Source organism: Hydrotalea lipotrueae, from assembly GCF_019249625.1.
Lineage (GTDB): Bacteria > Bacteroidota > Bacteroidia > Chitinophagales > Chitinophagaceae > Hydrotalea > Hydrotalea flava.
The window spans coordinates 32049-55865 of sequence record NZ_JAESDL010000006.1 but is presented as its reverse complement, the minus strand read 5'-3'; the positions used below and the strand labels follow the sequence as shown (position 1 = coordinate 55865).

Sequence of the window (23817 nt, the reverse complement as noted above, 5' to 3'; positions counted from 1 at the left end):
TTTCTTGCTTAACGACTACGTATTTAATTATTTCAATGCTTTAGAGATTCTGTAATAACGCCTATACAATGCCTCCTTGCCACCTTCCATCACATTGCATACAGCAAGTCTTATATCTTTATTTTGAAGAGCGTCATTCCCATCAACTATGATTTGACCTGAATTGAAGTTCATATGAACTATACTATCAGAGTTTGCATTTACTGCAATATTGGGATTGTGAGTCACGAGCAAAAGCTGCCTTTTTTGTTTTAAGGCTTTAAAGCCAGGCACAACAAAAGAAGAAATAAGTCTTGTGTCCAAATCATCCTCCGGCTGGTCAATAATCAAAGGGATATTATTAAGGGCTAATAATAAACCTAACATCCCAGCCGTTCTTTCGCCAGCGGAACCTGTTTGAATGTCTTCTTCACGTCCTTGTTTTTTAAATTTAAGGACGAGCTTGTCTTCAGGAATCCAAACCAGCAAGCGATCTATATCTTCTGGTGTATTCTGGGAGAGCCAATTTATATGCCTTGCCAATCTCAAATCAAGTCCTTTCGTATCAGTCTCAGTAGCAGAAACAAAATCTTTAACTACCTCTAATCTTTTTGCCCACCTTGTGTCCTCGGGTTCGTTAATTATTGTTCCGATCAAGCCTGAGCTATTCCCAGCTTCTTCGTCATGCGAATAAATATAGCCTGAAAACTCAGCTCCTTCTTTTCGCAAAAGTTTTCGGAAAGTTACATTTGCATTATCAGCATCAGACATTGGCTGTAACTCAATTATAAGAAACGGGTTTTCAGCATTGTCAAACTCTTTCCATCTGCTAATAATAGCCTTACGTTTAAATCTTAACTCTTTTTCCTTGTCAATTATGGATGTATAAATCGTCTGCAATTCTGATCGTAAAGTTTGAAGCTGTTGTTTTTGAGAGTCAATTTGCGCAAGCCTCACTGTCAAAGAATTTTTCCGCTGGATTAGTGTTTCATAAGTTTCGCTACCGAGTTCTTGAATTTTATCTAAAATAGCTTCATAGGCACTTTTTGCGGCCTCATATTCACTAAACCACGGCAAACTATTAAACTGAATTTGCAAACCTTCTTTGTAAGGAGTTAACAAGGCTAATGATTCGGAAATTTTTTGCGCTGCCTCTGACAAAGCATTTTGTACTGTATGAAGAAATTGATTTGATTCACGCGTAAGTGCATTTGCTACGTTTTCGGCTGCTTCGATTTTCGGAACTTTGGCGCTTATTTCTTCCACGTCATTAATGAACTGTGAAACTTTTTCCGTCGCACTTAGAAAAAACTCATTTGTAGCAGATAATTTATTGAAATTACCAAGGGTGTCTTTGTATTCAGAGCTTTCATAAAGTTGTATCTTATTGTTTGTGGAATCGAGTTGGGCTTTAAGATTATGTTCTTCTGAAATAGCAGACTGAAGTTGTCTTCCTTTTGCCCTATCGGCAAGCCATTTTTCTACTAATCTTTCTTTTTCTTCAAGCCATCCTTGTTTGTCAAACTGTGAGTCAATTAGCTCGATTAGTTTAGATGGGTTACCCGTCAGTGCATATAATTCCTTTTGACTAAATATTTGAATTGGAAATAACTCATTAATGTTAGAAACAACTGTTCCCACACCCCAATCGCCTAAATTTTCTTCCCACGCATGAAGAGTATAATTTTGTTGGTTCCATATTATTAAGTGCAACTTGCCGTCTTTAAAAATTTCTACTCTAATAATTGTTGAATCTCTTAACATTCCCGGCACACTCTTTCTTCCAATCTGATTAAACTTATTGAACTCTGACTGTATTTCATCGGGCATTTCTACCGTCCTATCAAGAGCTATACGCAGATAATTCAATATAGTAGATTTTCCTGATCCCCTGCCTCCAATAACAGAAGATAACCAAGGGCTTAACTTTGCTTCTAATGGTGTTCCGTTTCCTGCTTTAAAGCCGTTTGAAACTGAAATTGATTTAATAAAATATCTATTGCTAATTAAGTTTGGATCGTGAAAACATTCATCTTTCCTTATTATACCGTCTTCGCAATCGTGTAAGGCGAGTCTTAGAGCATCCAAAGAGGGGTTACTCATTTTTACCCACGTATAATTACTTCCAACTTGTGCAGCAATATGGCTATCAGAACCAAGAACCTCTGCTAATGACAGCTTCGATTGCCTATACAACTCAGGCTTTTCCAAAGTTTTATTGATCACTTCAATAGCAAGTAATTCTTCCGCTTTCAGAGCTTGAGAAAAGGTGTGTCCGGTAAGTTTAAATAGTCCGCACGCCTCATCAACGTGAGCAGGTATAGCAATTGCTCCTTTCTTGTGAATTTCCGCTATTATCTCTTCTACACTTTTTGGACTTACGGCATCAGAAGTTCCAAAATGTTCAGCGGGAAAATTAATCCCTCCCAATAGAGCGTTGATTTCCTTTGTTCCGGCGGCAGGGTCAAACAACGCAAGAATATGTATGTTACCCGATGCAGTTATCTCAACGCCAGGAAATAGAAATAGTTTTCGGTATCCAGCAGGTTTTGAGTCATCCAAAGACTGCAATGCCAATTTTAATTTATCTATCCATTCTCCAGAGTTATGGTCAGTGATAGCAACGCAATCAATTCCAGCCTGCATATACATTAATAACCAATTTTCAGGCGTAATGGACATATGTATTCCATCACCTTTGCCAAAATCATCAGATGCAGGTGTATGGTTATGAAAATCGAATTTCCACCATCGTGCGCCATGTATATGTTTTATCATTCTAATTCATTTAATCTTTTTTTGTTGCAACCAATAAATCCCTAACGTCCACATTCAATACTTTTGCTATTTGGCTTAGTGTTTCAATGCTTGGTTGTCTTCTGTTCTGAACGTAAGCATTGACCATGTTATAACTCTTATCAAGCTTTTCTGCCAACCATTTTTGCTTAATACCTTTTTCATCCAAAACTTCTTTGATGCGATTCATTTTGCTTCAAAAGTTAAGACATAAATGTAACTTTTTTGGGATAAAATATATCATTCTATGAGATGTTTTTTATTGCGTGTTGACTGAGGTTATTGCTTCCTAACCACCAAATGCGCTAATCCTGGATCGTTCAATAACCTTTCCATTTCAGACTGAATAATATCCTGTATATCCTGTTTAATCTGGAAATAATTACGTTGCACCATACTGCTATCCAGCTTGCGGATTATCTCAATCTCTTTATAACTTTCTTCCTCTCTTTTTAACGCCTCGTGGTCATTGATGATTTCACAATGGAAGGCTTTTAAATCAATTTTGTTATCCGGGTCGTCAGCTACCATTCCCACAAATTCGCCGGAACTTAGCGCAGATATTTTTGAAGGCGGTATAGCGGTTTCCAGTTGCTTTGAGCGGCTGATAGAGGTATCACCGCTATTGATAGAATAACTTTCCCTATCCTGCATGATTTTTCCGAAGCGTTCGGAAAGTTGCTTGGCTGTATCACCTGTAACTTGCCCGGCTACAATGTTGCCCGTGATATTCATAATTACATCTGCCTGCTCCCTGCCGTAATCTTTACGAAGCTGGCTGAAATCCTGAATACCTAAGCAAGTGGAAACCTTGTTGCTCCTTGCTGTGGCTATAAGGCTATCCATGTTGTTCAAATAGATAGTTGGGAACTCGTCAAAAACCAAACTGCTTTTCAATTTTCCTTTCTTATTGACCTGCTTTACAAGACGGGTTACATAAAGAGAAAGCACCGCTCCATAGATCTGTATCTTTTGCGGATTATTTCCCATGCACACTACTTTTGGATCGTCAGGATTATTTACATCGAGATTAAAGTCATTACCGGATAAAACATAATACAATTGTGGTGAGGAAAGCCTTGCCATAGCCACTTTAGCAGATGCTATCTGTCCTTCTAATTGCTCCATCACATCATTCAGGTAGGCATTCAAAAACGGATTGATCAATACCTCGCATTCTTTAGCCGCTTCTGTCCTGAACAGCGTAAAAAGGCTGTCATAATCTGCCTGCATCAGTTCTATGACGTGTGGCAACGTGCAAAATTCTCCGTCCTTATATTTCTTCAGATACCATATCACAGCCGTCAGGAAGTTAATTGGCGATTCCACGAAAAAATCGCCCTGACGCTTTATCCACTCTCTATTTAATCCCATTAAAATGGTGCGGGCTGATTCCGCAGCATCAGTAATATCGGTCATGGCTGATGGCTCCAAAGGATTGCACCGATGGCTTCTTGTTAAGTCGTCAAAATTGATCACAAAAAATCGCGGAGGCTTGGCGTACCTATGCTTGTTTTTCAACCAGGAATTGTAGGCAATCCTTGAAAGATCGTCGAACTTAAAGTCGTACACAAACATGGTAAACCCCTTACGGATATGTTGGGTAATGACGTGCCTGATTACGAAATAGGATTTACCTGCTCCGGGAGTACCTAATACCATTATCGCCCTGAAAGGATTAATGATATTTATCCAGCTATTGCGAACCTTGTTTTTAAGCCGGTAGCGTGCCGGCAGGTTGATGGAAAATTCATTTTCCAGTAAACGTTCTTCCTGCGGGAACGTCTCGTTTTCCTTGTTAAAAATATCCTTGTTGTTGAACTTGCTTTTAATGATCCGGGAAAGCAATGTGCCTCCAGAAAGTATCAGTAAAAAACCTATTGCGGTAATGCTTATATAAACAATTGTCTTCTCCTGTGCAGGCAACTGAAGCATCAAGGAAAGGTAGCTGGCAAAATAGAGCAACAGCCCCGTTATGAGGTAGGCGAAAGCTGTTTTATAATTCAGTTTCTCATCCTTTCGGCCTTTGGCTCCGAGCAACGAAATCGCCAGAAAGCCTAAAGCAATCAGCTTGCTTTTAACAAAGTTGCTGAAGATACCTGTTCGGTAAATATTACCTAAAATGCGGTCGCTGAAAGTGCTGCTCAACTCCCATTCCTGAAAGGCAGCATAGCAATAATAATAGAAGTGTATCACTAAAATAACGATACTGATCAACCTGGTCATGTCCAGAATTTTCCTCAGCGCCTGTTCGTTCTCACCTGTCTGTACAGCCATTGTTTTACGTTTTATTGGTTATTGGAAATGTTCTTGTTTCTTTTTCTCTTCTTGCCTTTTTTCTTTAGCTGACCGGGTATATAATCAGCTACCTGGTCGGGTTGTATCAAGGCATCCAGTGCATTGCCAACAGGGATGCTAATTGGAGCTGGCGTATGATCCTGGGGAAGCGTTTTAACGTCGCGGTCGGTCACTTGCGCAGGCTGGGTAGCTTTGCCTGCTTTTTGAGCTGTCTGTGGTAATAACTCTGACTTCATCACTTCTTTCAAGCCGCATCGTTCCTGTATGGCTTTGGCACTGTATTGCTTACCCAATGCACTTCCGTTGAAGACAGTTTTGGTCTGATGATCCACGTAGGTTATGCCATATATCAACCCGGCATCATTTTGACGCAAGGCAACGTGTATGCCCTTTCTTTCGAGTTGATTTACCAGTTCGTCCAATGTTGGCGTTTTACTAATAAACAACCTGTCTATTTCATTTTTTACGCGGCTTTTAAATGGTTGTCGTTTGGCATCATTCGGGTTAAATTTTTCTTCCAGAAATTTCAGAGTAGGCTTATTATAAAAGTCGCTGGCCTTAATGGGTACGCCTACAGGCTTTCCATCCTCATCCAGTATGCGGTAAACCAATCCGCCACCCTGAAAAATTCTTGAATGTTCACTGCCCCGATCCGCCAGTACATTGTACTGTTTCAATACTGCATTCAGCTCCGGCAGACTGGTGTAGTGATATTTAAACAGTACCGAATCGAGTACATTGGTGATGGCTCTTTTTGTTTCCGTACGCCCGTATTGTACCTTCTTTGCATCAATAGGTTTTAACCTGAATGCCTGCCTTCTTGCATGGGCATCGGCGACTACAAGACCAAACATTTTTTCAATCTCTTTTCTTGCAGGTTCTGACTTGCGAATGCCGAGGTGATGCAGGTCAATGCGATTGCCGTTAGACTGGATATTAGTAGTAACTATATGAATATGCGGGTGACCTGCGTCATGGTGCTGATAAACAAGATAGGGCTGCTCGCCAAAGCCTAATTTCTGCATATAGGCGTTGGCAATTCCCACCAACTTTTCCTTGCTCAAATGCGTTTCCGAAGGGCCAAAATTTAGGGAAATATGTACGCTGTTTCGTTTAATATTCTCTCTCAGTTCTGTCCTTTTCAGCAGATAGCCTAACTTAATCTTAAGGCTCATTTCATCAGCATTCAGCGGAAAATTTTCTGCTCCGATGCACTCTGCTACACCTTCTTTAACTTTGTTCTCATTGTAGTTGAAAATACGGTGCATAGAGTGGCCAGGCTTGATCACTGCAACCATATTTCCAGTATTTTTTTTACGTTTATTCTGACCTCATCTACCTTATTGCTAAGGATATTTTTCTCCACTTCATATGCTATCAACCAGCTTTTAAATTCAGCGATCTGGCTGAGTGTATGGAGCTTTTTAACGGCCTGATTGAAGTTGTTTCCGACTGCATTTAGCTCGCTGCGAAGCCGGGTAAGTTCTGCCATTAAGTCATCCTGGGAGCTGTTACGGTAGGTCGTTACAACGGGTTTGTCGAATAGGCTTCGACGTACATAATCGCTTAGCTTTCGACAGGTAGAAGCCTTCCACTTCTTTTCAATTTTAGCATACTCATCGGGTGTCAGACGCAGCCCGATAATGCGTGTCCTGTTTGAATTTTGTTCTTTCATCACTGATCATTTTCACATTTTCAAACTCATTTTTACCTTTCAGACGCCCTGCCCACGAGTTCCGAGTGATGGGCAGCCAGATCCGGTTGTTTAACAACCGTTCATCTGGCCGATTGCGAGAAAGTTGCAATCTTTCAGCTTTTAGAACCTCTTTCAGACATTGAAAGGCTCTAAAGCATATAAGAGGCTAAAGCACTTTAAAGAAGCTAAAGCGGCTCTTATAGTTCTGTTATCACTTATTTCAACTTCTGTTTTTGATGTTTCCTTTGTGGCTTGCCGAAATTCACTATCCAGTCGTTGAAGTCCTTGTGGTTTTGATACAGGCTGCTTTCGTCCTTGTATTTACTGCTCAGGGAAAGTGCATACCGGCTGCAATTTTGTCCGGTAGTATCTCTGTCCAGATAGAGCCTGATGGTATTGTGATTTTCCAAAAAAGGGCGTGCAGTTTCAAAGAAGGATACAGAGTTCAGCACTACAAAATCAAAGCGGTCTTCGGGGTCTTGTTGCTGGATAGCCTTGAAGGAAAGGAAGTCAGTAAAGCCTTCAAAAACGATGACCTCACTGGCACTGTTATCAATGGTCGTGATGCCTTTTGGCGAGCTGCTGGCTTTGAAGTAAGGATTGCGTATTTCAAAGCCTCCCAGGTTATTTTTAAAGCCGATACCATAATAAACTTTTCCATTGAGTTCGTACCGAACCTCCCGGCAATAGCGGTCAGCTATATCAACAGGTATGCGGCGTTGCTGCAAGTAGCTTAGAAGGGCTGTCGAGGAAAGTATGAAGTCTCCCAAAATCTTTATTTGGTTCTCAGGTTCAGGTCTGGTAATAGACTGCTGAAGTGAGGGCTTTTGAAGGGAAAGATTACCGCTTAAGTTCTGTAGAAATTCAGAAACGGTGCAGCCGTGATAAAGGATAGCAAAATCAACCAGGTTACCACCTTTACCGAGGCCATGATCATACCAGCGGTTCAGCTTGCGATTAACTTTGAAGGAAGGCGTTTTTTCATCCCGAAGTGGTGAAAAATACCAATAATCGTTGTTCCTAATTTTTGATGGTTCATAACCTAAGTCAGCAAGGAAATGAACTATGTCTATTTCTTTGGCTTCACTAACGGAAAGCCTTTTATTTCTGAAATTCATAACCACACATTTTCAAACACACATTCAGTTCTACTATGCGAAGTTAAACAGGCGATATTGTATTAACCTATCCTCATCATATTTTGATGAGGATGCAAAAACCTTTGTCATTTACTTTTGTGCAGTGAGTATTGTTTAAATTAAAACCGTGTGATTATGCTAACAACGAGTGATGTAGCCAAAGTGTATGATACTATTCTCAGTATCCCTGGCATGAGTGAAACAGTTAAGATTGACATGAGGATTTCCCGCAAGAACGTATTGTTGTTGCATAGTGTCCTCAAGCGTGGGTTGATGGCTAAAGACGATGACAAATCGTCCGCTTTGCTGGAAAGTATTCCAAAGGAAGCATTGGACGAATTACATCTAATTGCTGATGATTATTTAACCAAAACAGGTTTGACCGAACTCAGTGAAAAACTGAAGGCGCTTAGTTCTAAGTAGTCTGTAGCGTAGCAAAGTCATTTGGAGGGAAACAGATGTTCACAGATATAGCAAAACCATCCCTTCAAATGGCTTTTTTTCTTTATTACTCATATGGGGGATTGATTAGGCAATGCAGATGTCAATATGATACCAGACGTCCATACTTCGATTAGCCTATAAAGTTGATCTACAAAGTCAATTAGGTCTTTCCTTGATGCCCCTTCATCATAGCGCTTTGCTCGTTCACAAGGGCTATATGCAGCCATAATTTCAGACCTCCGTTGAAATCATCCAAGTGAAAATTGGTGATATTTGAGATAGAGATCCTCAATCAATTCTCCTGGTTTTCGTTTTGTAAGTGATAAGACTTGTAAAATCGTTTTCATACTAAAATCTCTTTTTCCACTATGATAAGGTTGATCTCATTGAAGATAAAATTTGTTTTCCCACCTCTGATACGATTGTAATAATCTGCTGAGCTTTTTCTGTTAATTGCAAAAGATCATCATTAGCTATCCGGTAATCTTCTTTGTATCGAGGATCTATATAAGCCTTTTGCAGAAGACAGAATAGGCGCTTTTCAATTTCAGTGTTCTGAGGAAACACGTCGGGTAGTTGATATGATACTAAACCAGTATAGCGAATTAACCTGTCAATACTATGTGTATTGGCGTGATAGCCAGTCCCAATTTTCAGGATTGTACGTAATGATTGTTCAACACATTGATGCAACATAAACGCAGCCATAGCATGTTGCTTCCTGATCCTGAATAGCTCAGACCCGGCATAAAACTCCTTTGATTTTATTAGCCCATCAAGATGGAACTTTTCGAGCGATTTAATCTGTTCTTCATTGTTTGAAAGAATGCAATTTGGAAGATCAAATTTTCCCGATTTGTAAATAACTGGCGCAGTCTGTTGCACACTTGTGGCGAAGGGGTGGCCATTATTTAACCATTCTTCAAAGGATGATTTTTGCAGTACAATAATGGTAACAGGCATCAACGCTTTGCAGTTATTTTCTAACTTATCTTGCCAGTCGTGTGTTTCTTTGTTGGCGAGGTCTTGCATTAGAATAAAGAGAAAGCAACTGGATATTTGATGCGAAGACGGGGCAGATTGTTGAAATATGCTTTCGGTTCTACGCCTGCTGATCGAAGCTCCCAATAGATATATAAGATTAGGGGCTGCTTCCTTAACAATTATATTCACCAAAGATTGTTGAACCGACAGGAATGAGTTGTAAAAGAGATGGTATATGGTAAAAGGCTTCATCCGTTATTGGATAATTTGAATGTCAAATTTGAAATTGCTTTTGTTATCTCAACTCGGCGTGTGAGATTATAAGCGAAGGCGTGTTAGTTTTGAAGTTTTCGCCTGGGTTTTCTAAACCACTTTTTGAACCAGTATTTATAATGTTTGTCACGCCAATCTGCATACTTGTCAATTAGTTTACTGTTCCCATTCTTCGGAAATAACAATCCCAAAGCGTCCATTTCCCTGAAAATTTCACGAATATCAGCTTCACTATAGTGATGCTGGCCATACCCATGTTCGATAAAATAATTGATGATATGTTCTTTTATTTTATCTCGTCCTTCTCTTTTCCAACTACCACACGATAAGTTCTCTGTGAAGTCACGCACAATATCTTCCGGTGTTACATCCATCAACTTGCATAACAAAAGAAACTGATAGGGCAAATGATAACTAAATTGTGCATGTCGATCATACTTGCCTGTTTGCCATTTTAATTCTGGCTTTGGCTTTTGTGATGTTGCTTTCTTTGATTTGGTTTTTCTCATGGTGAACGAGTTTTAAACATAATTAATTGGCACTCGAGGTTCGTGAGGTCGGTTAAATTTGTCAATAGTATAGAAAAACATAACTAAAGTAATGAAAAACATACCAAAATGCCAAACATAGGTATGTTTTTTCTCTCTTTTATATCTTTAAGGCTCACATAAGTATAGAAAAAGCTAATAATCAATGACAAAACTCGGTTTATACCTGGCGCAGAAATCTGTAAACAAAGCAGAGGTTGCCAGGAAAACGGGATTAACAAAAGCTCGGATGAATGAGCTGACGCTAAATGAGCGTAGCCATTTGAGGGCGGAGGAACTTTACCTTATTGCATTGGCAATAGGCGTAAGCCCCTGCGAATTATTGGAGGCGTTCTATGGAAATATTGAGTTGCCAGATCCAATTAGCAAATCGAAAAAACGCTAATTAAACTATAGTTAGAGAAAGCAGCGCTGGAACTACAGAACATAGTGTCGGGTTTTTATGCTTTTTTAGTTATGACCCATCCGTCCTCTGATCTGATATTCTGTATTTTATTTTTCTCCAGCCACTTTTGAAACGCTGGTACATCTTTGGGGGTAAAATGTATGATTTCACCAGTTTTTAGCATGATGGTGAAAAAATCACTCGCAGCAAGAAACTTGGACAATTGTCCTGCAGTGTAAGCAAAATCCGGGAAGTGCTCGGCTGAAGTCATTCTACGTTACTTTTAATGTTTTCGTTTGACTTGTCGCCTGTAAAAAAATAGCGCAGGCAACAGCTTACCGCACTGAGGTCTTAGGAAACCTGGTAACGAATAAGTGCGCCCACGCCGTAGCATGAGCGTTTTCCACTTATGTCCCGTTACCTTTGAAAGTTCCTAAGTTTCAGTGCAGGACTTAAAGCAAAAACGCTTCAAGAATATCTTGTTACAAAGGTATCATTTTGGAATCAGATCCAAGACTTGTACGAGAAATTTTCGATCTTGGGCGGTAAATATTGCCGTGTTTGCAATGCCTCTGCCCGAAGTGCATAGATGATCATATAAGGCTGCCCTGCTAATGCAGTGGAACTACAGCACAACTCAATAATTTTTGTCTGACCGTTTTGTCAAGAAATATGTAGATATTTTACATATTATGTAATTTCAGCTAAACAGACTACGTTACTTTTTGTTATTGAATTACAACAGTCTTTTAAATAACAGTATCTTTGTATCAGTAATAAATGAGTAAAAAAATTTCTATACAACTAAAAGCAGCCTTCCTGCTAATCATATTCAGCTTCAATATGGTGGTAGGCTTTGCATGTGCAGTTGGCGTAGATATGGGCTTTAATACTACTCACCATCACGATGAAGAAGCAACAGAAGTGCATGTTCATGCAGATGGCAAAAAACATCATCACGAAAAGAAGGAACACAAGCATACTGACAAAGACAAAAAAGATGATTGCTGTAATGACAAAGTGCTGAAAATTTCACAGACAGATAAAGCAGTTCCGCAAGCAGCCAAATTAGTAAGCCCCGTATTTTTTACAGCATTTGTTGCTACTTACTATAACATAAACATTGCCTACCCATCACAGGTAAATACTTCGTCCAAATACTTTGTTCGACAGCATCACCCGCCCATACCCGATATACGCATAGCCATACAGAGTTTTCAAATATGATTTGATTTTATGTTTTTCAGCATAACAGGAATTGTTATGCCTCTAACTATTGTTTTCAACATAAAAATTAAATCAAAATGAAAAAGATATTTTTAATGCTTGCATTACTCGCAACAGCATTCACTCAAAAAAGCTTTGCACAAGATAGTACAAAAACACAACCTACACAATTACTCAATGCTTACTATAAACTCAAAGATGCTTTAGTAAGCAGCAACGCAACATTGGCTGCCGCCAATGCAGGTGAATTGGTAAAAGCCATCAACGGCACAGATAAACAAACCGTAAATGATGATGCCAGGTCAAGCCTGTTAAAAGATGCAAATACTATTTCCCAATCAAAAGACATCAAACTACAAAGGGAAGAATTTGCAACCTTATCAAACAATATGTTTGAGTTGGCAAAAACAGTAAAGCTTTCTGCCGAACCTGTATACCAGCAATATTGTCCCATGAAAAAAGCATCATGGTTAAGCAGTGATAAGGCAATCAAAAACCCTTATTACGGCAATGCCATGCTTACCTGCGGCAGCGTAAAAACAACTTTATAATTTATTCACCTGCTCACAGCTTTTCAGTACATGAAGGGCTAAAGGCATTATTTTAAAAAATACAAAAATGAAAAATATATTAATAGGCATTGCAATAGCAGCCGCCACTTTAGCAGCTTGCAACAATAGTAGCAACAATACTACCGATACAAAACAGGCAGATGCAAAAAATGATACAGCAATGGCAGGCCATCAGCAAACAACTACCGATACAGTTGCTTCGCAAACTGCATCAGCAAGCAATACCGCAGCATTTCCTGCAAAAGAAATAATTGCCGGTTATCTGCAATTAAAAAATGCTTTGGCAAAAGACAATGGTAAAGATGCAGCCACAGCAGGCAATGTTTTAGTATCAACATTGGCAAAAGTGGACATGAAAAGTTTATCGGAAGCGCAAATGAAAAGCTACATGGATATAGCAGATGATTTGAAAGAACATGCAGAACATATAGGGACCAATGCAGGCAAGATAGACCACCAAAGAGAGCATTTTGAACTATTGAGTAAAGATATAGCCGACCTTATAAAAACGTTTGGCAACGGCGGGCAAACCTTATACAAAGATTTTTGCCCGATGGCAAACGATGGCAAAGGAGCAATATGGATTAGTGAAGTAAAAGAAATAAAGAACCCCTATTTAGGCAGCAAAATGCCTGATTGCGGTACAATAAAAGAAACCATCAAATAACCATGAGCCGGGCAAAGAAAATACTATTGGCTTTATTGGTTGTATTCATTGCCATTCAGTTTATACAGCCTGCACATAACAAAACTGTGCAGGTGTTGCCAACAGATTTTGCAAAGGTTTTTGTTGTGCCAAATAATGTTCAGTCGGTTTTACAAATCGCTTGTTACGATTGCCACAGCAACAATACCAACTATCCCTGGTATTCCAACATTCAGCCAATGGCATGGATGATGGCAAGGCATATTAATAACGGCAAAAACGAATTAAACTTTAGTGATTTTGGAAGCTATACCGACCGCAGGCAAATAAGTAAGTTAAAAGGCATTGCCAACCAAATTAAAGACGATGAAATGCCAATAGCATCTTACAAAATGATGCACAAAAATGCAAGGCTTTCAAAAGAGCAAAAAGATTTGATTATGGATTGGATGAACAAAACAGCAGATAGCCTTTCAGCAAATTACTAAACAGTCATGCGTAAACTAAAGCAAATATTAATCAGCATTTTCAAAGCAATTTTTATTCACAAAAAAGATTGCTGCAAATAATTAATAACATTTAAAACTTCAAATCATGGAAATGAAACACGAAGCACATCAGCATTCAAAACAAATGGGTGCTGCAATGTACAAGAAGCTGGCGCTTATGATAGTGCTGTCTTTTATTGCCATGTACATACTCATGTATGCAATTAGATAAACTGGCCAATGTAGTGCCCAACATCAACCAATTCTACATGGCAGGCTTAATGACAATGCTAATGCTAATAATTGAATTGTTGATAATGGGCAGTATGTACATGAAGAAGAAACTAAACATCATTTTATTAAGTGCAGGCGTTGCAGGTATAGTTATATTTTTTCTCTGCATTCAGCAGCAGGCAGGCGTAAAAGATAAGCAGTTTTTAAGATCAATGATACCACACCATGCCGCAGCAGTATTAATGGTAGAAAAAGCATCTTTAACCGACCCCGAAATAAAAGAGTTGGCAAATAAAATCATTACAAGCCAGCAGGCAGAAATACAGCAGATGAAGGGCAAGCTAAAGGAACTGGACAAATAAAGGTCAGGTATTATTCAAACAGTAAAAAGATAATAATGAAAAAACTAACAATATTAATACTCATTCTTACCGGCTTTTCTTTTGCACAGGCGCAGGATATGAAAGGCATGGACATGAGTAAGAAAGAAGCGCAGCAAAAAAAGCAACAGGTTACTTATACCTGCCCCATGCACCCGGAGATACATGCAACAAAACCGGGCAACTGCCCGAAGTGCGGTATGAAGCTGGTAAAAGAGAAACCAAAGCAGGTAAAGCAGCAGCCTGTGCAAAAGCATGATAATAAGCCCATGCCTAAAGACACCGTTAAGAAAAAAACTACGGACATGCACAATATGCCTATGGATAATAAGAATGTAAAAAAAGATACTGCCAAAGACAAAGCAACGGATATGGACAATATGCAGATGGATAACATGCACAACATGCCTATGCCCAAAGCCGATTTAGGTAAAATAAAAACCATTGTAAACCATACACCACCACATACTGTACATTACGATTTATACATTAACGATACTACTGTAACATTTGGTAAGAAAAGAAAAAGAGCCATAGCAGTAAACGGGCAAATACCAATGCCCACACTCACATTTACGGAAGGTGATACGGCAGAAATTGTAGTGCATAATTTGATGAACGAAAGTACATCGCTGCACTGGCATGGCTTATTTCTGCCCAATAAAGAAGATGGCGTACCATACCTCACACAAATGCCAATAAAACCACATTCAACCTATACTTACAGGTTTCCCATTGTGCAGCATGGTACACACTGGTATCACAGCCATAGCGAACTACAGGAACAAATTGGAATGTATGGTGCATTTATTATGAACAAAAGAGAAGAATGGGATATACCAACCATTCCTTTAATCATTAGTGAATGGACAGATATGAACCCCAAAGAAGTACAACGCAGCTTACATGCAGCTACAGACTGGTTTGCTATTCAAAAAGGGAGTACACAAAGTTATGCAGAAGCCATAAAAAAAGGAGCTTTCAAAACAAAAGTTACCAACGAATGGAAGCGAATGAATGCAATGGACTTGACAGACATATACTATGATAACTTTTTATTGAATGGAAAAAACCAGAATGAGCAACCACAATTTAAAGCAGGCGACAAAGTAAGATTAAGAATTGCCAATGCAGGTGCATCGGATTACTTCTGGCTTTCCTACGCAGGGGGTAAAATTGCAGTAGTAGCAAGCGATGGAAACGATGTTGAACCCGTTGAAGTAGATAGATTAATAATAGCCGTTTCCGAAACTTATGATGTTATTGTTACAATTCCCGAAAATAAAAGCTATGAATTTTTAGTAACACCCGAAGACCGTACAAAACATGCTTCGCTATGGTTGGGCAGTGGCGAAAAAGTTGCTGCCGTTAAAATGCAGCGACCCAAATACTTTGCAGGCATGAAGATGATGAACGACATGATGGACATGAAAGGCAATATGATAGAAATGGAAGGAATGAAAATGCAAAACCAAATCATGGATATGAACACGGTAATGTACCCTGAAATAACAGGTGCAGAAAATCCCGAAGACACCGCACAATCAAAAAGCATGAGCAAGGATAAAATGCAAATGAACCACACAGGTCATGATATGATGAATATGGCCATGGAAGGCAGTACAGATATTGTTACGCTTAACTATGATATGCTACGGGCAACAAAGAAAACAACACTACCCAATGCACAATGGAAAGAACTAAAATTTGATTTGACAGGCAATATGAACCGTTATGTTTGGAGCCTTGATAACAAAGTAGTATCAGAAGCCGACAGGATATTAATTAAGAAAGGAGAGAATGTAAGGATAATACTTTTTAACAACAGCATGATGCGCCACCCAATGCACCTGCACGGGCATGATTTCAGAATTGTGAATGCCCAGGGAGATTATGCACCGCTAAAAAATATACTGGACATTATGCCGATGGAAAGAGATACCATAGAGTTTGCCGCAAGTGAAAAAGGCGGGGACTGGTTTTTTCATTGCCACATCTTGTACCACATGATGAGCGGCATGGGCAGAGTGTTTCGATATGATAATAACCTGCCTAACCCTGCCATACCAGACCCTAAGCTGGCACAACGAAAACTGTTTGCAGATGACAGGATGTTTCACCTGATGGGAAGTGCGGCGTTAGAAAGCAACGGTAGTGACGGACAGTTAATGTTAGCTAATACAAGATGGAAGGCAACTACACTATGGCATTTAGGTTATAACGACCATCATGGTTATGAGAATGAAACAATGATAGGCAGGTATTTGGGTCGTATGTAATGGTGGTTTCCTTATGTGGGTTTTGATTATCATTATAAAATGGAAGGCGGTCCTAAAAACATTTTTGGAAGCGAAGAAAAAAACTGGTTTGGACAAACAAGCAACAAACTAAATCGCAAAACAGTAATAGCAGGTATTGCTTACACATTGCCTATGTTATTTGTTGCAGATATGAGAGTAGATGGCGACGGCAAATTGCGTTTTCAATTAAGCAGGGAAGATGTGCCCGTAACAAACCGGTTGCGTTTCAATATGATGATAAATACAGATAAAGAATACATGGCAGGCTTTCGTTACATACTGACAAAATATATCAGCCTATCATCACATTATGATAGCGATATGGGCTTGGGAGCCGGGCTTACAGTAACTTACTAAATGAAAGGACATAAACTGCCAATAAAATTTTTGGCTGAGTATTGGATTAGCACCTGGTGTGAAAGTATTGTGCTCATACTACGTGCTATCTGAATGCGGTGAGAATACAAGAAATGAAATTTAATTTATAAATGTTCACACAAATAATTGACTATGAAAAAACAACGGTCAACCATTGTCTTTGCATTGCTGTTTTCCCTGATGATACCAATAGTCGGTTATTTCTACACAGGATGGTTAATTGCGTTTCTATTTCTTATAGGCTATCTAACAGGATTTTTCTTATGGCTCATTAACCCGGCAAAAGTTCCATTTGCCGCTATAAAAGCTCCTTACTGGGTGACTCTTCTGGTATTTATCTTCCTGCATAAAGTGGAAGAAAACCGTATGAAGTTTTTTGAAGTTGTTGGAGATAAAATCACCGGTGTTCCTGTTCCGGAAATTACTCCCCTTTTGGTGATCTCGCTGTTGATTCTGCCGATTGGTGCATGGCTTCTTATACCATTCCTTGTTAAGCGCGGCTACGATTTCGGCTACTACCTGGCATGGACATTTTTTACTTCGACCGGTATTATTGAATTGGCACACTTTGTTTTTCCCCTCCTCACGGATGAGCCATACGGATACTTTCCGGGTATGGTTACCGCTCTACCTTTAGCCGCAGCTGGGTGGTGGGGCATGTGGAGGCTTTCTCACAAAAACAGTTAATTCGCCTTTAAGTTATTATTTCGTAAAATGTAAGCAGATTTCTGTAGTTATCTACGGCAGGAAATTCACTGTGACCCCAATACTGTTCTTGAACTACCGTATGAACTGTATAAGACACCTTGTTTTTTGTACTGTTCAAAAAGTTCATCTATACCTTGCACCTGTATTCTGCAACTTGCTGTACCTGGGTTTAGTGCTAAAAAAATGCTTCTCCATTTCCAGGATTTATCACATGACTGCCAGAGATGAATTTCAATATCATCACGAACTGCAATAGCAAATGTTTCCTCCTGGTGGCGAATAGTAACCTAACCTGTTTGTATAATACGCACATGAAACTTTAGTATCCTGAACCGGAAGGGTAGGAATAGTTTTATTCATTTTCATACTCTTATTGCTTAATACTTTTATGCCTCGTTAATTCAACTATATAAGCTATAGTAGTTATCAAAAAAAATAGGGATGTCTACATATACCTGTGGTTCTTTCTGTATGGGTAAAGCAAAACAAAACATAGCACAATTAATTGCATTTGTTATTATTGCTATCCATTTTGTGAACCTTGAACCGCCTCTGTCTATTGCAAGAAGGTTAAGTAGTCCTGAAAAAATAATTGCCATACCTGCGCCTACAAACCAGAGTGTATCGGTATTCATGTATAGAGGAAAAGCAAAACTAATATGCACTATTCCGAGAAGAATAATGATATAAAAAACTATTTTAATAACCCTATGCACAACAAGATTTATTCATCTGTATGGGTGGACAAGCTACTGTGCCGTAACTGCAAAACACACAACAATCTCCCTGCTTTGGTTTTAATATTGTTTCGCAGTTTGTACACTTATAGAAGTATTGACAGGCATCCGTAGGCATGGTTTCAACTTTTTGAAAACCGCATTCGGGGCAAGTAATAGTAGATTGTAGCGTTAGTGTTTTCTCCATTCTTTATTAGTTTTTATCGCAGCAAGATTTACCGTTTCCTGGTGAACATGATTTATCTTTTTCACAACTTTCTTCAGATGCAATACAAAGTTCTACATGAAGCATTTTGCCTTTGCCTACATATTTTTCCCCGGCTTGTTGTATCTGGCCCTCTACTTTATTGTATGCCTCTGTCGTTAAATCTTTGTACGAAGAAATTGAAAGAAAGAGATCAGTATAAATCTTTTCAATATCTGCCTGGAACTCCTTTTCAAATGATGGCTTTATTAATTTCTTTTCTTTATAACTGGCAATAGTATTCTTTGCAATAATGCCAGCTTCTTCTTTACTTAATTTATCAACTTCCTTGCCCTTATACCATTCACTACTACTTGGAAATGTATTAGCATAATCAGTTGCTTCTGTTTGGGCTAAAGTAGTAAGCTCAATATTGTGATTGGTACTAACTGTTTTAATGATATCAACCTTTTTATTTTCATCTGTTTTAGTATTCCACTTAACAGCTACGACTGTTCCAGTCTTGTTTAACCATGCTCCTTCTACTGCATCAGTATACTTCTCCAAATCAACTAACAGAAACTTTGCTTTACTACCGCAGCCAATTGATGGTGCTGCATGACAAACTAATGGGGCTTCATAGAATGAAACGCCTGTATTATCTGCATTCATAAAATCATAGCTTTTTACTTTGTATCCTGTTTTATTAATGGCTGCCTCAATTGTTTTTTCATCAACTTTTGATTTATCAAAAGTGACGATACTGCTCCGGGAGGCATAAGAAGTTTTATAATCTAATACTCCATTTACTTTAGACAGTTCGTTATTTACATGCTCTTCACAAGCCTCGCAGGTCATACCTTGTATGGTGAACTTCACCTGTTGTTTATTATCAACTACTGAAAGTGTTGTTGCCTGTACTTTTGCTTTTGGATATAACACTTTTGCATACAATGGGAAAGTCATCATCAGTATAGCAAAAACAGTTACAATTCCCAAAAAAGTCTTGGACTGAAGGAATGAAGCCTTCTTAGTTGTTTCGCAATTACAATCCATATCGTTTGTTTTAGCTGGTTTTAATTTAAGATACCATGCAAATGCTAATACCCCAACTGATAAGCATATCAAATAAGGTCTTGCTGGCTCTATCCATGAAAAATTTGCTGCAATGCTACTGCTACCTGCAAGCAGTGCAATAACAGGTGTGATACAACAAAGCGAAGCTGCAATAGCAGTAAGAACACCTGCACCGGTAAATGTGCCTGTTGATTTTATACTTATCATACTGTTTCCAGTTTTTGAGTTTGTACATTAATATGTTTGAAGAAAGGTTTTAAAATCTTTAGATTTTCCTGTGTAAGTGAATAATAAATTGTTTGCCCCTCTTTCCTGGTTTCAACAATATTCCCATCCTTCAATTTCCTTAGATGCTGTGATACGGCTGGAATACTCATGCCTAAAATATCAGCAAGGTCACAAGGGCACAATTCTTTTTCAACTTCCAATAAGTAAATAATTTTCAGCCTTACCTCATTACCGGCTAAAGCTAAAATATTGGATAGCTGACTAAACGACCGTTGGGCAGTCTTCAACTTGCTTTTACAATTGTTTATTTGTTCATGGTCTGCAAATAATCTGATACAGGTATTATTATCCATGTCGCAAAGATAGTGAGAAACAGTATTTAAGCAAATTCTTAAATACAAACTGGTTTAGAAGTTATACATTAACCAGCAAAAAGTTGGCAGCTTCATTACTTAGGCTGAATGAGCTTTTCTTATGCAGTACAGTAACGGACTTATCGAAGTCCTCAATTTCTGATACTTCTATAGTATCTCCGATAGTTATACCAATCTTGTCGAGATACCGTAAAAATTCATCGGAAGAATTACCTAAAGCTATTATAGTAACCTTTTTCTTGAGGGGAGCAGAGGTAAGCGGTTGGGTTTTTACCTTTTTCAGCTTTCCGTTTTCATCCGGTATCGGATCGCCATGCGGATCTGCTTTGGGATAACCCAGATAGGCATCCAGTTTGTTCACCAATAGCTCGCTTTGAATGTGTTCCAGTTCTTCGGCAATATTATGCACTTCATCCCATCGGAATCCCAACTTATCTACCAAAAAAACTTCCCAAAGACGATGCTTTCGGACAATTCCAACAGCAACCTGCCTTCCTTTTTCAGTGAGTTTAAACCCTTTGGATTTCTGATAGATCACCAGTTTTTTAGAGGCCATCCTTTTTAGCATATCGGTCACTGAGGGAGAATGGACCCCCATTACCTGTGCTAAGGCAGAAGTAGCCACTACTTCCCCATTGGTTTCCTGTAGTTTATAAATAGCTTTTAGATAATTTTCTTCTGTAAATGAATGCACGATTTTAAGGTATTTCGATGCAATTTAGCTAAACCTATATAAATAATAAATTAGGATAGCCTAATTTATTATTTTTGCTACTCTAATTTATGTATTATTGTGACTTTAATATTTGCAACTGTTATGAAGAAAATAAAAGCCATGAGCCTCATTATACTGTTAATTGCCGGAGCAATGGCTTGTGAAAAGATATTACCCAAAGCTCCGCCTGACGATGAATTACTGGATGGGCCGATTGAGGGTTTAACCAACGAGCAAAATGCAATATTTCTGAGAGGCGACATAGCTTTCAATGATGAAATATTTACCCCGAAAACGGGGTTAGGCCCTTTGTTCGTAGCGACATCATGCGGTACTTGCCATGCCGGGGATGGAAAAGGTCACCCGTTTACTATGCTTACCCGCTTCGGTCAAACTGACAGCACTGGCAATCAGTTCCTGAACTCTGGCGGCCCGCAATTGCAGCATCGGGCAATTCCTGGTTTTCAATTCGAGCAAATTCCCGCAGGAGCCACTTTCTCCCGGTTTATGCCACCAGCAAATACCGGGCTTGGCTTTTTAGATGCTGTGACAGATGCCGCCCTACTTGCCCTGGCAGATGAAAACGATTCAAATGGTGATGGCATATCGGGCCGCCCTAACTGGATAACCGCACCAGTTTACACCACACTAAGACCTGGCACAATAGAACAGAACGGTAAATACATCGGCAGGTTTGGTAAAAAAGCTGCCGTTTATGATCTGATGCAACAAACAGCCAATGCTTATAACCAGGATATGGGCATTAATTCAACGTATGAGCATTATGATACTTATACATACCAGGAAGTTGATCCCGAAGTTTCCAATCAAACTGTATTGGCTGTTATTTTTTACCTCAAGACCCTGAAAGCGCCGATTCAACGAAATCAAAATGATGCAGATGTAAATGCCGGTAAACAGACTTTTATAAATATAAGTTGCGGTAAATGCCATACGCCAACATTGACAACTGGCGTATCATCCATTGCAGCATTATCCAATAAAACATTTCATCCCTACACGGATCTGTTGTTACACGACATGGGTAGCGGCCTGAATGATGGCTATACGGAAGGTTCTGCAACAACACCTGAATGGCGTACTCCACCCTTATGGGGTTTGGGACTTTCAAAAAACTCACAAGGTGGTCAGTATTTTCTTTTGCACGATGGCAGAGCCAGAAGCATCGAGGAAGCAATACTATTACATGGCGGGGAAGCACAACAAAGTAAAAACAGCTTTCAGCAACTATCACCAGCAGACAAGGCAAAAATCATCAAATTCCTGGAATCATTGTAAAGTTTCACTATAACATGACGAGAAAAGATTTTATTGTAAATGCTTGTACAGCTTGTTTATCAGCCACAGCGATTTCATCTTTAATATCATCTTGCACAACTACACGATATATTTCGGGAAATCTTGGTAAAGATGGCTTGACGGTAAGTAAGGATGAATTTAAGATCAGGCAAAAAGGAAGCACAGCTTATAGAACATTTATTATTGTAAGAAACGATGCTTTACAATATCCGATTTGTGTATATCGGTTCAGCGATGAACAATATTCAGCCTTGTGGATGCAGTGCACTCACCAGGGAACGGAGTTGCAGGCTTCTGGCGATGTTTTACAATGTCCTGCACATGGCAGCGAATTTAATAACAAGGGACAGGTTACTAATGGCCCTGCGGATAGTAGTTTGCGAACATTCCCCATTACTGTTACTAATTATGAATTATTCATAGACCTCAGAAAGCAATCATGAAAAAAATAGGCTTACTGCTTCCATTAGTTTTATTACTGAATACTGTTTTTGGGCAGATTGACCCTGCACTCCTGAGAAAACCTTCAAAAGACACATCGGGTCTGCAATTAAATATGGATGCAGTATATAACCGGCCATTTATCCAGGTTGGAAAGCTGCCAGTTGCTTTAGGCGGCTACGTGGAAGCGAACTATCAGTATTTGAGTGAAGATGGAGTTATAGAAGGTCACCAATTCCAGATGCGCAGGTTAACCTTATTCGTATCCTCCTCTATTGCAAAAAGAATAAAATTTTTATCCGAAATAGAATTTGAAGATGGAACCAAAGAAATCAATATTGAATTTGCGTCTGTTGATTTTGAATTTGCACCTTTATTAAATTTTCGAGGTGGTGTAGTCATGAATCCTATCGGTGCATTCAATCAAAATCACGACGGCCCCAAATGGGAGTTTGTGGACAGACCTATTTCCGCTACGCAAATGCTGCCGGCAACCTGGAGTAATGTGGGTTTTGGGGTATTTGGAAAGAAGTTTACCAACAATTGGGTGATTGGCTATGAAGCATACCTGACCAATGGTTTTGATGATAAGATTATCGCCAATTCCGAGAATAAAACCTTTTTACCTGCAAGCAAAGAAAATAAGGATCGTTTTGAGGAAAGTTTTAATGGTAGTCCTTTACTGACAGGAAAAATTGCTTTACGGAATAGCAAAGTCGGTGAATTGGGATTATCCTACATGGGTGGTATCTACAATAAGTTTAAAGAAGATGGATTGATATTAGATAAGAAAAGACGGGTAAATGTATTTGCAGTAGATTTCAATACAATGCTTCCGAAAATTAAAACCTATATTAACGGAGAATGGGCATGGGTAACTGTGGATGTACCTGAAACCTATACAGAGCAATTTGGGCAAAAACAGCAAGGCGGCTTCATTGATTTTGTGCAGCCTGTTTTGCAAAGAAGTATGTTTGGATTTGAGAAAGCCGTATTAAATGTTGCACTTCGCCTGGAATATCTTGACTGGAATAAGGGCACGTTTAAATCAACAGGTGGTAATATTTCAGATGATGTGTTTTCCATAGTTCCGGCCATTAGCTGGCGGCCAACAGCGCAAACGGTTATTCGCTTCAATTATCGTCATAATTGGCAGCAGGATATTTTAGGAAATCCCCCGGTAAAGTTATCAGGCTTTCAGTTTGGGATCTCGACGTATTTCTAAGAAATGGCTATCGGAAAAAGTTTCAACATTGGTTCTATATT

At 39.1% G+C, this 23817-nt stretch carries 28 protein-coding genes; 15 read left to right on the top strand and 13 right to left on the bottom strand.

Features of this window, described 5'->3' with window-relative positions:
* Positions 1 to 27: 27 nt before the first annotated feature.
* From JK139_RS05645 to JK139_RS05620, 6 genes are all read right to left on the bottom strand, one after another.
* Positions 28 to 2757, bottom strand: coding sequence for a TrlF family AAA-like ATPase (locus tag JK139_RS05645; protein WP_218330772.1), 2730 nt, complete (start codon positions 2755 to 2757; stop codon positions 28 to 30).
* 10 nt (positions 2758 to 2767) lie between these two features.
* A complete protein-coding gene (locus JK139_RS05640; RefSeq protein WP_218330771.1) occupies positions 2768 to 2965 on the bottom strand; it encodes a helix-turn-helix domain-containing protein in 198 nt (65 codons plus the stop codon).
* Positions 2966 to 3054: 89 nt separating this feature from the next.
* On the bottom strand, positions 3055 to 5052 hold the full coding sequence (mobC, locus tag JK139_RS05635; RefSeq protein ID WP_218330770.1) for a conjugal transfer protein MobC: 1998 nt from the start codon (positions 5050 to 5052) through the stop codon (positions 3055 to 3057).
* An 11-nt stretch (positions 5053 to 5063) separates the two neighbouring features.
* Positions 5064 to 6341 carry a relaxase/mobilization nuclease domain-containing protein gene (locus JK139_RS05630; protein ID WP_228733141.1) on the bottom strand — a complete coding sequence of 426 codons (1278 nt, stop codon included), beginning with the start codon at positions 6339 to 6341 and terminating at the stop codon, positions 5064 to 5066.
* Positions 6342 to 6358: 17 nt separating this feature from the next.
* On the bottom strand, positions 6359 to 6748 hold the full coding sequence (locus JK139_RS05625) for a plasmid mobilization protein (protein WP_095836242.1): 390 nt from the start codon (positions 6746 to 6748) through the stop codon (positions 6359 to 6361).
* A gap of 236 nt (positions 6749 to 6984) precedes the next feature.
* The gene (locus tag JK139_RS05620; protein WP_218330768.1) at positions 6985 to 7887 is read right to left on the bottom strand and encodes a toprim domain-containing protein; all 903 of its coding nucleotides are present in this window, start codon (positions 7885 to 7887) and stop codon (positions 6985 to 6987) included.
* A 156-nt stretch (positions 7888 to 8043) separates the two neighbouring features.
* On the opposite strand from JK139_RS05620, the gene JK139_RS05615 reads away from it, so the two are divergent.
* Positions 8044 to 8331, top strand: a complete 288-nt coding sequence (locus tag JK139_RS05615) for a hypothetical protein (RefSeq protein WP_218330767.1) — start codon at positions 8044 to 8046, stop codon at positions 8329 to 8331.
* Positions 8332 to 8718: 387 nt separating this feature from the next.
* Here the strand turns inward: JK139_RS05615 and JK139_RS05610 are convergent, their stop codons facing one another.
* Together JK139_RS05610 and JK139_RS05605 are read right to left on the bottom strand one after the other, a co-directional pair.
* Positions 8719 to 9384 (bottom strand): HEPN domain-containing protein, encoded by a 666-nt coding sequence (locus tag JK139_RS05610; RefSeq protein WP_218330766.1) that lies wholly within the window; start codon positions 9382 to 9384, stop codon positions 8719 to 8721.
* 287 nt (positions 9385 to 9671) lie between these two features.
* Positions 9672 to 10118, bottom strand: a complete 447-nt coding sequence (locus JK139_RS05605; protein ID WP_218330765.1) for a hypothetical protein — start codon at positions 10116 to 10118, stop codon at positions 9672 to 9674.
* Positions 10119 to 10302: 184 nt separating this feature from the next.
* Between JK139_RS05605 and JK139_RS05600 the strand changes: the two genes are divergently transcribed.
* Entirely contained in the window at positions 10303 to 10542 is a 240-nt protein-coding gene (locus JK139_RS05600) for a helix-turn-helix domain-containing protein (RefSeq protein ID WP_218330764.1), read from the top strand.
* 55 nt (positions 10543 to 10597) lie between these two features.
* Here JK139_RS05600 and JK139_RS05595 read toward each other — a convergent pair whose 3' ends face one another.
* Positions 10598 to 10813, bottom strand: coding sequence for a hypothetical protein (locus JK139_RS05595; protein WP_218330763.1), 216 nt, complete (start codon positions 10811 to 10813; stop codon positions 10598 to 10600).
* A 509-nt stretch (positions 10814 to 11322) separates the two neighbouring features.
* Between JK139_RS05595 and JK139_RS05590 the strand changes: the two genes are divergently transcribed.
* The 10 genes from JK139_RS05590 (at position 11323) to JK139_RS05555 (ending at position 18165) form a co-directional block, all read left to right on the top strand.
* The gene (locus tag JK139_RS05590; RefSeq protein ID WP_218330762.1) at positions 11323 to 11769 is read left to right on the top strand and encodes an HYC_CC_PP family protein; all 447 of its coding nucleotides are present in this window, start codon (positions 11323 to 11325) and stop codon (positions 11767 to 11769) included.
* Between the two features lie 77 nt (positions 11770 to 11846).
* Positions 11847 to 12320, top strand: coding sequence for a DUF3347 domain-containing protein (locus JK139_RS05585; RefSeq protein ID WP_218330761.1), 474 nt, complete (start codon positions 11847 to 11849; stop codon positions 12318 to 12320).
* A gap of 67 nt (positions 12321 to 12387) precedes the next feature.
* On the top strand, positions 12388 to 13008 hold the full coding sequence (locus tag JK139_RS05580; protein WP_218330760.1) for a DUF3347 domain-containing protein: 621 nt from the start codon (positions 12388 to 12390) through the stop codon (positions 13006 to 13008).
* Positions 13009 to 13010: 2 nt separating this feature from the next.
* A complete protein-coding gene (locus JK139_RS05575; protein WP_218330759.1) occupies positions 13011 to 13475 on the top strand; it encodes a heme-binding domain-containing protein in 465 nt (154 codons plus the stop codon).
* A 106-nt stretch (positions 13476 to 13581) separates the two neighbouring features.
* Entirely contained in the window at positions 13582 to 13707 is a 126-nt protein-coding gene (locus tag JK139_RS15630; RefSeq protein ID WP_262900166.1) for a hypothetical protein, read from the top strand.
* The gene (locus JK139_RS05570) at positions 13694 to 14071 is read left to right on the top strand and encodes a DUF305 domain-containing protein (RefSeq protein WP_218330758.1); all 378 of its coding nucleotides are present in this window, start codon (positions 13694 to 13696) and stop codon (positions 14069 to 14071) included. The genes JK139_RS15630 and JK139_RS05570 overlap by 14 nt, the downstream gene beginning before the upstream one ends.
* A 35-nt stretch (positions 14072 to 14106) precedes the next feature.
* Positions 14107 to 16368 carry a multicopper oxidase domain-containing protein gene (locus JK139_RS05565; protein ID WP_228733133.1) on the top strand — a complete coding sequence of 754 codons (2262 nt, stop codon included), beginning with the start codon at positions 14107 to 14109 and terminating at the stop codon, positions 16366 to 16368.
* Positions 16369 to 16407: 39 nt separating this feature from the next.
* Positions 16408 to 16746: a hypothetical protein gene (locus JK139_RS15465; RefSeq protein ID WP_228733132.1), complete on the top strand. Its 339-nt coding sequence runs from the start codon at positions 16408 to 16410 to the stop codon at positions 16744 to 16746.
* 153 nt (positions 16747 to 16899) lie between these two features.
* A complete protein-coding gene (locus JK139_RS05560; protein WP_218330757.1) occupies positions 16900 to 17454 on the top strand; it encodes a hypothetical protein in 555 nt (184 codons plus the stop codon).
* 462 nt (positions 17455 to 17916) lie between these two features.
* Entirely contained in the window at positions 17917 to 18165 is a 249-nt protein-coding gene (locus JK139_RS05555; RefSeq protein ID WP_218330756.1) for a hypothetical protein, read from the top strand.
* An 18-nt stretch (positions 18166 to 18183) separates the two neighbouring features.
* Here JK139_RS05555 and JK139_RS15750 read toward each other — a convergent pair whose 3' ends face one another.
* From JK139_RS15750 to JK139_RS15745, 4 genes are all read right to left on the bottom strand, one after another.
* Positions 18184 to 18399 carry a GDCCVxC domain-containing (seleno)protein gene (locus JK139_RS15750; RefSeq protein WP_317196294.1) on the bottom strand — a complete coding sequence of 72 codons (216 nt, stop codon included), beginning with the start codon at positions 18397 to 18399 and terminating at the stop codon, positions 18184 to 18186.
* Positions 18400 to 18405: 6 nt separating this feature from the next.
* Positions 18406 to 19680 carry a mercuric transport protein MerTP gene (gene merTP, locus JK139_RS05550; RefSeq protein ID WP_218330755.1) on the bottom strand — a complete coding sequence of 425 codons (1275 nt, stop codon included), beginning with the start codon at positions 19678 to 19680 and terminating at the stop codon, positions 18406 to 18408.
* Positions 19677 to 20054, bottom strand: a complete 378-nt coding sequence (locus tag JK139_RS05545; RefSeq protein WP_218330754.1) for an ArsR/SmtB family transcription factor — start codon at positions 20052 to 20054, stop codon at positions 19677 to 19679. The genes merTP and JK139_RS05545 overlap by 4 nt, the downstream gene beginning before the upstream one ends.
* 61 nt (positions 20055 to 20115) lie before the next feature.
* Positions 20116 to 20769, bottom strand: coding sequence for a metal-dependent transcriptional regulator (locus JK139_RS15745; RefSeq protein ID WP_218330753.1), 654 nt, complete (start codon positions 20767 to 20769; stop codon positions 20116 to 20118).
* 141 nt (positions 20770 to 20910) lie between these two features.
* On the opposite strand from JK139_RS15745, the gene JK139_RS05535 reads away from it, so the two are divergent.
* From JK139_RS05535 to JK139_RS05525, 3 genes are read left to right on the top strand one after another with little or no spacing between them, the layout of a single operon-like run.
* Positions 20911 to 22089 carry a di-heme oxidoredictase family protein gene (locus tag JK139_RS05535; RefSeq protein WP_228733131.1) on the top strand — a complete coding sequence of 393 codons (1179 nt, stop codon included), beginning with the start codon at positions 20911 to 20913 and terminating at the stop codon, positions 22087 to 22089.
* Positions 22090 to 22103: 14 nt separating this feature from the next.
* Positions 22104 to 22553, top strand: coding sequence for a QcrA and Rieske domain-containing protein (locus JK139_RS05530; RefSeq protein WP_218330752.1), 450 nt, complete (start codon positions 22104 to 22106; stop codon positions 22551 to 22553).
* The gene (locus JK139_RS05525; protein WP_218330751.1) at positions 22550 to 23776 is read left to right on the top strand and encodes a hypothetical protein; all 1227 of its coding nucleotides are present in this window, start codon (positions 22550 to 22552) and stop codon (positions 23774 to 23776) included. Before JK139_RS05530 ends, JK139_RS05525 begins: the two co-directional genes overlap by 4 nt.
* The last annotated feature ends 41 nt before the right edge of the window (positions 23777 to 23817 follow it).

Coding starts and splice junctions, on each gene's coding strand:
- merTP (WP_218330755.1), bottom strand. CDS start 19,680: ATGATAAGTATAAAATCAACAGGCACATTTACCGGTGCAGGTGTTCTT.
- JK139_RS05580 (WP_218330760.1), top strand. CDS start 12,388: ATGAAAAATATATTAATAGGCATTGCAATAGCAGCCGCCACTTTAGCA.
- JK139_RS05530 (WP_218330752.1), top strand. CDS start 22,104: ATGACGAGAAAAGATTTTATTGTAAATGCTTGTACAGCTTGTTTATCA.
- JK139_RS05525 (WP_218330751.1), top strand. CDS start 22,550: ATGAAAAAAATAGGCTTACTGCTTCCATTAGTTTTATTACTGAATACT.
- JK139_RS05570 (WP_218330758.1), top strand. CDS start 13,694: ATGCAATTAGATAAACTGGCCAATGTAGTGCCCAACATCAACCAATTC.
- JK139_RS05535 (WP_228733131.1), top strand. CDS start 20,911: ATGAGCCTCATTATACTGTTAATTGCCGGAGCAATGGCTTGTGAAAAG.
- JK139_RS05620 (WP_218330768.1), bottom strand. CDS start 7,887: ATGAATTTCAGAAATAAAAGGCTTTCCGTTAGTGAAGCCAAAGAAATA.
- JK139_RS15465 (WP_228733132.1), top strand. CDS start 16,408: ATGGAAGGCGGTCCTAAAAACATTTTTGGAAGCGAAGAAAAAAACTGG.
- mobC (WP_218330770.1), bottom strand. CDS start 5,052: ATGGCTGTACAGACAGGTGAGAACGAACAGGCGCTGAGGAAAATTCTG.
- JK139_RS05565 (WP_228733133.1), top strand. CDS start 14,107: ATGAAAAAACTAACAATATTAATACTCATTCTTACCGGCTTTTCTTTT.
- JK139_RS05605 (WP_218330765.1), bottom strand. CDS start 10,118: ATGAGAAAAACCAAATCAAAGAAAGCAACATCACAAAAGCCAAAGCCA.
- JK139_RS05555 (WP_218330756.1), top strand. CDS start 17,917: ATGTCTACATATACCTGTGGTTCTTTCTGTATGGGTAAAGCAAAACAA.
- JK139_RS05610 (WP_218330766.1), bottom strand. CDS start 9,384: ATGCAAGACCTCGCCAACAAAGAAACACACGACTGGCAAGATAAGTTA.
- JK139_RS15630 (WP_262900166.1), top strand. CDS start 13,582: ATGGAAATGAAACACGAAGCACATCAGCATTCAAAACAAATGGGTGCT.
- JK139_RS05640 (WP_218330771.1), bottom strand. CDS start 2,965: ATGAATCGCATCAAAGAAGTTTTGGATGAAAAAGGTATTAAGCAAAAA.
- JK139_RS15750 (WP_317196294.1), bottom strand. CDS start 18,399: ATGGAGAAAACACTAACGCTACAATCTACTATTACTTGCCCCGAATGC.
- JK139_RS05645 (WP_218330772.1), bottom strand. CDS start 2,757: ATGATAAAACATATACATGGCGCACGATGGTGGAAATTCGATTTTCAT.
- JK139_RS05575 (WP_218330759.1), top strand. CDS start 13,011: ATGAGCCGGGCAAAGAAAATACTATTGGCTTTATTGGTTGTATTCATT.
- JK139_RS05545 (WP_218330754.1), bottom strand. CDS start 20,054: ATGGATAATAATACCTGTATCAGATTATTTGCAGACCATGAACAAATA.
- JK139_RS05590 (WP_218330762.1), top strand. CDS start 11,323: ATGAGTAAAAAAATTTCTATACAACTAAAAGCAGCCTTCCTGCTAATC.
- JK139_RS05615 (WP_218330767.1), top strand. CDS start 8,044: ATGCTAACAACGAGTGATGTAGCCAAAGTGTATGATACTATTCTCAGT.
- JK139_RS05595 (WP_218330763.1), bottom strand. CDS start 10,813: ATGACTTCAGCCGAGCACTTCCCGGATTTTGCTTACACTGCAGGACAA.
- JK139_RS05625 (WP_095836242.1), bottom strand. CDS start 6,748: ATGAAAGAACAAAATTCAAACAGGACACGCATTATCGGGCTGCGTCTG.
- JK139_RS05630 (WP_228733141.1), bottom strand. CDS start 6,341: ATGCACCGTATTTTCAACTACAATGAGAACAAAGTTAAAGAAGGTGTA.
- JK139_RS05560 (WP_218330757.1), top strand. CDS start 16,900: ATGAAAAAACAACGGTCAACCATTGTCTTTGCATTGCTGTTTTCCCTG.
- JK139_RS05585 (WP_218330761.1), top strand. CDS start 11,847: ATGAAAAAGATATTTTTAATGCTTGCATTACTCGCAACAGCATTCACT.
- JK139_RS05600 (WP_218330764.1), top strand. CDS start 10,303: ATGACAAAACTCGGTTTATACCTGGCGCAGAAATCTGTAAACAAAGCA.